8 protein-coding genes are annotated in these 8,155 nt (G+C 67.8%); 1 reads left to right on the top strand and 7 read right to left on the bottom strand.

Annotated elements, in window-relative coordinates:
* Positions 1-24 precede the first annotated feature (24 nt).
* The 7 genes from tsaB to hslV all read right to left on the bottom strand — a co-directional run bounded on the left by tsaB (position 25) and on the right by hslV (position 6,653).
* Complete coding sequence (gene tsaB / locus IED13_RS07450; RefSeq protein WP_038365095.1) at positions 25-708, bottom strand: tRNA (adenosine(37)-N6)-threonylcarbamoyltransferase complex dimerization subunit type 1 TsaB; 684 nt, start codon at positions 706-708, stop codon at positions 25-27.
* 81 nt (positions 709-789) lie between these two features.
* Positions 790-1,350 carry a NifU family protein gene (locus IED13_RS07455; RefSeq protein WP_038365097.1) on the bottom strand — a complete coding sequence of 187 codons (561 nt, stop codon included), beginning with the start codon at positions 1,348-1,350 and terminating at the stop codon, positions 790-792.
* A 100-nt stretch (positions 1,351-1,450) separates the two neighbouring features.
* Entirely contained in the window at positions 1,451-1,945 is a 495-nt protein-coding gene (locus IED13_RS07460) for a universal stress protein (protein ID WP_038365098.1), read from the bottom strand.
* 96 nt (positions 1,946-2,041) lie between these two features.
* Positions 2,042-3,100 (bottom strand): tryptophan--tRNA ligase, encoded by a 1,059-nt coding sequence (trpS, locus tag IED13_RS07465; protein ID WP_191123802.1) that lies wholly within the window; start codon positions 3,098-3,100, stop codon positions 2,042-2,044.
* A gap of 46 nt (positions 3,101-3,146) precedes the next feature.
* Entirely contained in the window at positions 3,147-4,721 is a 1,575-nt protein-coding gene (murJ, locus tag IED13_RS07470) for a murein biosynthesis integral membrane protein MurJ (RefSeq protein ID WP_191123803.1), read from the bottom strand.
* A complete protein-coding gene (gene hslU, locus IED13_RS07475) occupies positions 4,721-6,031 on the bottom strand; it encodes an ATP-dependent protease ATPase subunit HslU (RefSeq protein ID WP_142023428.1) in 1,311 nt (436 codons plus the stop codon). Before hslU ends, murJ begins: the two co-directional genes overlap by 1 nt.
* A gap of 52 nt (positions 6,032-6,083) precedes the next feature.
* Complete coding sequence (gene hslV / locus IED13_RS07480) at positions 6,084-6,653, bottom strand: ATP-dependent protease subunit HslV (protein ID WP_282568291.1); 570 nt, start codon at positions 6,651-6,653, stop codon at positions 6,084-6,086.
* A gap of 373 nt (positions 6,654-7,026) precedes the next feature.
* On the opposite strand from hslV, the gene IED13_RS07485 reads away from it, so the two are divergent.
* Positions 7,027-8,155: HAMP domain-containing protein (locus IED13_RS07485; protein WP_191123804.1), on the top strand; the 1,129-nt coding region annotated here is incomplete at its 3' end.

The following is an 8,155-nucleotide window of genomic DNA, read 5'->3' on the forward strand; positions in this document are numbered from 1 at the left end:
TCAACCCCGATCTGGCGAATGGCCTCACCGGCGCGGCAGCCGCGCCTTGTCCTGCGGGGTCGTTTCCGGCGCCTTAAGATAGAGCGGGCGCGGCGGAGCCGTCTCGGGATCGGCGATCAGGCCGAGCCGCGCCACCCAGGCGATATCGGGCGCCCTGGCGCTGTCGACCACGACGGCGTCGAGGCCGATCGCCCAGGCCTCGTTCGCCACCGCCAGCGCCGAGGAACCGACCAGGCTGACCGGGCCGGCGCCGATGGCGCGCGCCGCATCGCGATAGCTGACCTGCCGCAGCGAGACCAGCGGCTTGCCTTCCGCGCTCAGCGCCTGAAACCAGACCTGCCCGTGCCTGGCATCGAGCGCGGCGGCGATGACGCGGCCGGGCTCGCGGCCGATCAATGGCGCCGCGCAGGCCGCGACGGTGGTGACGCCCACTGACGGGATGCCGGCCGCGAAGGCGATGGCACGCGCGGCGCTGACGCCGACCCGCAGGCCGGTATAGCTGCCGGGGCCAACGGTGACGGCGACACGGTCGAGCGAGGAGAAGCCCCCCTCCACCGCGTTCATCACCCGCTCGACCAGCGGCATCAGCGCCTCGGCATGGCCACGATCCATGGCGAGCTGCTCGCTGGCCAGCGGCTGCGCCTCACCGGCGTCGAGCACGCAAGCCGAGCAGGCGCCGAGCGCCGTGTCGATCGCGAGGATGCGCATCAGGGCCTCGATCCGGGGAGGCGATCCCGCGCTTCTTCGTTCACGACCAGGCTTCGCACGACCACGCGTTGCGCTCCGATATCAAACCGCCTCGACCCCGCGCACTTCCGGCAGGAAGTGGTGCAGCAGGTTCTGGATGCCGTGCTTCAGCGTCGCGGTCGATGAGGGGCAGCCCGAGCAGGCGCCCTTCATGACGAGATAGACCGTGCCGTCGCGATAGCCGCGGAAGGTGATGTCGCCGCCATCGCCGGCCACCGCCGGGCGGATGCGCGTCTCAAGCAGGTCCTTGATCGTCTCGACCGTCTGCGCGTCTTCTTCGGCGAAAAACTCGCCCTCCTCGATCACATCGGCGGCCGAGCCCTCCGACAGCACCGGGGCGCCCGACATGAAATGCTCCATGATGGCGCCGAGAATCGCGGGCTTCAGATGCGGCCACTCGCCGTCCGATTTGGTGACGGTGATGAAATCGGAGCCGAGGAACACGCCCGACACGCCGGACACGCCGAACAGGCGCTGTGCCAGCGGCGAGCGCTCGGCCTCGGCCGGTTCGCGCATATCGAGCGTGCCGGCGCCCATGACGATGCGGCCGGGCAGGAATTTAAGGGTCGCCGGATTCGGCGTCGCTTCGGTCTGGATGAACATGGATACCTCCGGTACCGGCGATTCAAGGTCGCCGTTCCTGGCTCCGATATAGGCCGATGGATGGAATCATTCCAGCCGGTCGGTCAATGCCGACGTCGGTTCACGCCAACGCGTCGATCTCCTCGTCCTCCAGATGGCCGGGGACGATGGCGACGGGGATCGGGAAGCTCGCAGAGGACTTGCCGGCGAGCGCGCTGACGAGCGGTCCGGGCCCCTCGCGGCCGGTGCCGGCAGCCAGCACGAGAAGGGAAATGTCCTCATCCTCCTCGATCAGCTTGACGAGCTCATCGGCCTTGTCGCCGGTGCGCACGACCTTCTCGGGCTCCAGGCCGGCGAGCGCGCGCACGGCGGCTGCAGCCGTATCGAGACGCTTCTCGGCCTCGGCCTCGGCCTCCGCCTGCATCGCCTCGCCGACACCAAGCCAGGTCTCGTGCTCGGGCGGCGTGGCGACGCCGAGCAGGACGATGGACGCGCCGACGCGGGCGCAGCGGCGCGCCGCGAAACGCAGCGCCTTGGCGCACTCCTCGGTGTCGTCGACCACGGCGAGGAATTTCGGGCGATGGCCCGTCTCGTAGGACCGGCGTCTCTTGACCATGGATATCCCTGTCGCCGCCTCAGGAGGCGGCATGGTGGCCCGCGCCGGCAGCCCGGCGCAAGCCCCTCACCCGGAACCGGGCTTTCCGGACGGCGCTCAGCTCCGGACGAAGCCGATGATGTCCTTGACCTCGCGCAGGATCGGCGCCGCGATGGCGTCGGCCCGCTTGGCGCCCTCGCCGAGGATGGCGTCGATATGCCTGGGATCCGCGAGCAGGCGGCGCATCTCGCCGGCGATCGGGCTGAGCTTCTCGACCGCGAGGTCGACCAGCGCCGCCTTGAAGCCGGAGAACTGGCTGCCGCCGAACTCCCTCAGCACCTCGCCCTTCGCCACGCCCGAGAGGCCGGCATAGATGCCGACGAGGTTCTCGGCTTCCGCGCGACCCTCCAGCCCCTTCTCCTCGGAGGGAAGCGGCTCGGGGTCAGTCTTCGCCTTGCGGATCTTCTGGGCGATGGCGTCGGCATCATCGGTCAGGTTGATGCGCGAATAGTCGGAAGCGTCCGATTTCGACATCTTCTTGGTGCCGTCGCGCAGGCTCATCACCCGCTGGGCGGGGCCCATGATGATCGGCTCCGGCATCGGAAAATAGCCTTGATCGCCGGTACCGAGCCCCAGTTCCGCGATGCGCTCGGCGAAGTCGTTGTTGAACTTCTGCGCGATGTCGCGGGTGAGCTCCAGATGCTGCTTCTGATCCTCGCCGACGGGCACATGCGTCGCCTTGTAGAGCAGGATGTCGGCCGCCATCAGCACCGGGTAGTCATAGAGTCCGACGGAGGCGTTCTCGCGGTCCTTGCCGGCCTTCTCCTTGAACTGGGTCATGCGGTTGAGCCAGCCGAGGCGAGCCACTGTATTGAACACCCAGGCGAGCTCGGCATGGCCCGAGACCTGGCTCTGGTTGAAGATGATGCTCTTCTTCGGGTCGACGCCGGCGGCGATATAGGCGGCGGCCACCTCGCGAATCGCGCCGGTCAGTACCTTAGGGCCACCCCAGACGTCGAGCCCCTGGGTGATCGCGTGCATGTCGACGACGCAATAGATGCACTCATGCGTCTCCTGCATCGCCACCCAGTTGGTCAGCGCGCCCAAATAATTGCCGAGATGCAGCGTCGAGGTCGGCTGCATGCCTGAGAATACGCGCTGGTGAAAACCCGACATGGGGCACTCCGTCGTCACGATGGAGGGAGGAAGCGGCGCTTCTGGCTCAAGCCCGCCGCTTGCGCAAGGGGAGAGCGCCGAAGGCACCCAGCAGCCCGCCGACCGCGCCATAGACGACGACCCCGCCGAGGCAGAGCAGCACCAGCGCCCCGGCGCGGTACAGGATGGGCTGGTCGAGGGCGAGCGGCGCCGCGAGCGCCTTCAGCAGCAGCGGCAGGGCTCCCAGCATGATCGCGCTCGCGGCGAGGCTGGCGGCGATGGGCCGCAGATTGCTCGCGCTCGGCCGCCAGATGCCGTCCCGGATCAGCGTGGCTCCCAGCATCACGGCCTGCACGGCGAAGGCGAGCGTCGCGGCGAAAGCCGCCATCCGGGCCGCGTTGTCGCCATCGGCCAGTCCGAGGCCGACGAGCGCCGCCACCAGCACCGCAAGGCAGCCCGACAGCAGCGGCAGACGCGGCCGGCGACGGGCGAAATAGACCTGGCCGAAGACCTTCGCCGCGATGGCGAAGGGCAGGCCGTAGCCGAAGGCAGCGAGCGCGCCGGCCGTCCGCGCGCGGTCGGCGGCCTCGAAGCGGCCATGCTCGAACAGCACCGAGACGATCGGATCGGCCAGCGCGACCAGCGCGGCGCCAGCGGGCAGCGCCAGCGCCAGGCCCAGCGCCAGGGACTGTCCCAGCATCGCATCCGGCCCGTCCCGCCCGGCGGCATCCGCCATATCGGAGAGGACAACCGTCCCCATCGCCACGCCGACGAAGCCCAGCGGCAACTGGAAAACGCGATCGGCATAGTAGAGCGCTGCGACGGCGCCGGGCTCGATCGAGGCGATCTGCGTCGCGACCAGCAGCACGAGCTGTGCCGCCGAGGCCGCGAGCAGGGTCGCGCCGCCGGTGCGCAGCAGGCGCGTCATATCCGAGGACCAGCGCAGCGCCGGGCGCGGCAAGCCAAGCCCGCGCGACGCGAGCAGGATCATGGCCAGATGCGCCAGACCGGTGAGGCTGACGCCGATGGCGAGCCACTGCGCCGCGCGCTCCGGCGCCGTGCCGTAGACATGCAGCACCAGCAGCAACCCAAGCAGAATCGCGTTCATCAGCGCCGGTGCCAGTGCCGCGACGGTGAAACGCTTTTCGGCGTTGAGCAGCGCCGCCAGCAGCGCCGCCAACGTGGTCAGCAGCAGAAAGGGCAGCATCAGCCGGGTGTAATGGGCGGCAAAGGCCAGCGTCGCCGGCTCCTCGGCAAAGCCGCCGGCGAGACCGAGCACCAGCCAGGGCGCGAAGAGTTCTCCCACCGCGACCAGAACCAGGAGCAGGAAAGCGAGATTGCCGGTGGCTTCGGACGCGAAGCGGCGCGCCTCCTGCGGGCCGCGCTCGCGCGCGATACCGAGATAAAGCGGCACGAAGGGTGCGTTGAGCCCGCCTTCGCCGAGCACGCGGCGGACCAGATTGGGCAGGCGCAGCGCCGCCAGATAGGCATCCGCCACCGGTCCGCCGCCGAGCAGGCGCGCGATCAGCACGTCGCGGGCGAAGCCGAGCAGGCGCGATGCGACGGTCGCCGCGCCGACGACGGCCGAATCGCGGGCGAGGCGGGAGGGCGGTTTCGACGCCGGCGCCCCCGGATCCGCCATCAGAGAATGAACCGGCTCAGATCGGCATTCTTCGCGAGATCCCCGATGCGCGCCTCGACATAGGCCGCGTCGATCGTCACCGCCTCGCCCGAGCGGTCCGGGGCGGTGAAGGAGATCTCGTCGAGGATGCGCTCGATCACGGTCTGGAGCCGGCGGGCGCCGATGTTCTCGACCGTGGAATTCACATCGACGGCGATGCGGGCGATGGCGTCGATCGCATCCGGCGTGAACTCGATCGCGACCTCCTCGGTCGCCATCAGCGCCACCGATTGCTTGATCAGGCTCGCCTCGGTCTCGGTCAGGATGCGCTTGAAGTCCTCGACGTCGAGCGGGTTGAGCTCGACGCGAATCGGCAGGCGGCCTTGCAGCTCCGGCAGCAGATCGGAGGGGCGCGAGACATGGAAGGCGCCGGAGGCGATGAAGAGGATGTGGTCGCTCTTCACCGCGCCGTGCTTGGTCGCGACAGTCGTGCCCTCGATCAGCGGCAGCAGGTCGCGCTGCACGCCCTCGCGCGAGACATCGGCGCCGCCCTTGCCCTCGCGGGCGCAGATCTTGTCGATCTCGTCGAGGAAGACGATGCCGTTGTTCTCGACCTCGCGGATCGCCGCCTGGACGATGGCCTCCTGGTCGATCAGCTTGTCGCTCTCCTCGGCCAGCAGCGGGCCATAGGCGTCCTTGACCAGCATGCGCCTTGGCTTGCCCTTCTGGCCGAAAGCCTTGCCGAACATGTCGGAGAGATTGATCGCGCCGATCGAGGCGCCGGGCATGCCTGGCAATTCGAACATCGGCGTGGCGGAACCGGCGCCCGCCGCAACCTCGACCTCGATCTCCTTGTCGTCGAGCTCGTTGTCGCGCAGCTTGCGGCGGAAGGAATCGCGCGTCGCCTGGCTGGAGGTCGCCCCGACGAGCGCGTCGAGCACGCGTTCCTCCGCCGCGACATGGGCCTTGGCCTGGACATCCTTGCGCCGGCTCTCGCGCACCAGCGCGATCGCGATCTCGAGCAGGTCGCGCACGATCGATTCGACGTCGCGGCCGACATAGCCGACCTCGGTGAACTTGGTTGCCTCGACCTTGAGGAAGGGCGCATTGGCGAGCTTGGCGAGGCGGCGGGCGATCTCGGTCTTGCCGCAGCCGGTCGGCCCGATCATCAGGATGTTCTTCGGCGAGACCTCCTCGCGCAGCGGCCCTTCGAGCTGCTGGCGGCGCCAGCGGTTGCGCAGCGCAATCGCGACGGCGCGCTTGGCATCCTTCTGGCCGACGATGAAGCGGTCGAGCTCCGAGACGATCTCACGGGGGGAAAAGCTGGTCATTGCGGTGTTGTATCCGGATGAATTGACCCGAGATGCGCGTTATCGGCGCATATCAGGCTGCTTCGAGCGTCTCGATGACGAGGGAATGGTTGGTGTAGACGCAGATATCGCCGGCGATCTTCATCGCCTTGCGCACGATCGTCTCGGCATCGGGCTCGATATCGATCAGGGCGCGCGCGGCCGAGAGCGCATAGTTGCCGCCGGAGCCGATCGCCATCACCGCACCGTGCTCGCTCGCCTCGGGCTCGAGCACGTCGCCCGTGCCGGAGATCAGCAGCGAGACCTCCTTGTCGGCGACGAGCAGCATCGCCTCGAGCCGGCGCAGATAGCGGTCGGTACGCCAATCCTTGGCGAGCTCGACGCAGGCGCGCAGCAATTGCGTCGGATATTGCTCGAGCTTGCTCTCCAGCCGCTCGAACAGGGTGAAGGCATCGGCGGTGGCGCCGGCGAAGCCGGCGATCACCTGGCCCTTGGCGAGGCGGCGAACTTTCTTCGCATTGCCCTTCATGATGGTCTGGCCGAGCGAGACCTGGCCATCGCCGCCGATGACGACGCGGCCGCCCTTGCGCACCATCAGGATGGTGGTGGCGTGCATGACGGGAGCATTGCTGGATTCGGACATGAGGAACTGTGACCGGAGATGGGGCTGCGGAAGACGCAACATGTTCAGGCAGAGCCACACTATCAAGAGGGGGCGCTTTTCGGCAGGGCGCAGAGCCCGTGCGCCAACGAGGTCAGGCGGCGAGCGTCGAGACCGAAGGGTCCGCGATTCCCCGAAGGTCGCGGCCTGTCGAATAGTTCAAGTGTAAACCTGCCGATCTCTGTGCGAATTTCCTATTCCCAGCAGGATGACTCTTCGGCATTCAGGGATAATCGTGTCAGTATTCTAGGTCAGCAGTGCATCTATCTCTTAATCAGTTTTTTATCGTTGGCGACGGATGGTCGGCTTGTTGAAGCGGTTTCCTCGTTCGGGAAGCTGCCCCGGGGCCATCATCATGAAATCAATCCGCCTGAAAATTCTCGCCATGCTCGCTATCGTTGTCGGCGGGGCCATTTTTTCTGCGATCATCAGTCTCTACGGTCTGCACAAGGCGGATGACCTCAATACGCGTGCCGAAATCCAGGGCAATGTCGCGCTGCTGACGCAGCGGATCAACGGCGTCGTCACCGCCGTGGTGATGGAATCGCGCGGCGTCTACATGTCGAAGACGCCGCAGGAGGCCGATACCTACGCCAAGGGGATCGACGACCGCATCCCGACGCTGCGCAAATTCGTCGCCGATCTGGAGAAGATCGCTCCTGTCGAAGAGCGGGGCACGGTCGCGCAGATCGCCAAATCCGTCGAGGAGTTCATCGCCTTCCGCACCGAAACCGCCCGGCTCGGACGCCAGGTTTCGGCGGAGGCCGCCAATGCCCAGGGCAACAACGAAGCCAATCGCGCCAATCGCAAGGCCTTGAACGATCTGCTGATCAGCTTCAGCCAGCGCGTCGAACAGGCCGGCATCGTCGTCGGCGACGAGGCGACGGCCTTCACCCGCCAGATCCAATGGCTCTTGCCGCTGATGCTGCTGGCGACGCTGGTGGTCTCCATCGGCTTCGCGCTGGTCTTCGCCCAGCGCTCGATCACCCGCCCGATTCTCGACCTCAGCAAGGTCATGGAGACGCTCACCGCCGGCGATACCAGCGTCGATGTCCCTCACACGGGCCGTCCCGACGAGATCGGCGCCATGGCCCGCGCAGTGTCCGTGCTGCGCCAGAGCACCGAGCAGGTCGCGCTGCTGCAGGAGCAAGAGCGTGCCGCGGCGGCGGCGCGGCTGGCGCGGGCGCAGTCGATGGAGGCTGTGGTGTCGGATGTCGGCGAGGTGGTCGCGGCGGCGGCGGCCGGCGATTTCTCGGCCCGGCTCCAGATCGACGATGCCGACGAGCAGATGCAGCGGCTGGTCGCCGGCATCAACGAGATCAACAGCGTGGTCGACGGAGCGACGACGGAGTTCGCCGGGGTTCTGCAGGCGGTGGCCGGCGGCGACCTGACGCGGCAGGTCGAGGGCGGCTATCGCGGCCGCTTCGCCGATCTGCAGGGCGCGATCAACGAGACGGTCGAGCGCCTCTCGGCCACGGTCGCGA

The sequence above is a fragment of the Allobosea spartocytisi genome (assembly GCF_014764685.1).
Lineage (GTDB): Bacteria > Pseudomonadota > Alphaproteobacteria > Rhizobiales > Beijerinckiaceae > Allobosea > Allobosea spartocytisi.

What these genes read in the sequence shown, in the direction of transcription:
- hslU (WP_142023428.1), bottom strand. Translation starts at nt 6,031, where the DNA reads ATGACCAGCTTTTCCCCCCGTGAGATCGTCTCGGAGCTCGACCGCTTC.
- tsaB (WP_038365095.1), bottom strand. Translation starts at nt 708, where the DNA reads ATGCGCATCCTCGCGATCGACACGGCGCTCGGCGCCTGCTCGGCTTGC.
- IED13_RS07460 (WP_038365098.1), bottom strand. Translation starts at nt 1,945, where the DNA reads ATGGTCAAGAGACGCCGGTCCTACGAGACGGGCCATCGCCCGAAATTC.
- trpS (WP_191123802.1), bottom strand. Translation starts at nt 3,100, where the DNA reads ATGTCGGGTTTTCACCAGCGCGTATTCTCAGGCATGCAGCCGACCTCG.
- hslV (WP_282568291.1), bottom strand. Translation starts at nt 6,653, where the DNA reads ATGTCCGAATCCAGCAATGCTCCCGTCATGCACGCCACCACCATCCTG.
- murJ (WP_191123803.1), bottom strand. Translation starts at nt 4,721, where the DNA reads ATGGCGGATCCGGGGGCGCCGGCGTCGAAACCGCCCTCCCGCCTCGCC.
- IED13_RS07455 (WP_038365097.1), bottom strand. Translation starts at nt 1,350, where the DNA reads ATGTTCATCCAGACCGAAGCGACGCCGAATCCGGCGACCCTTAAATTC.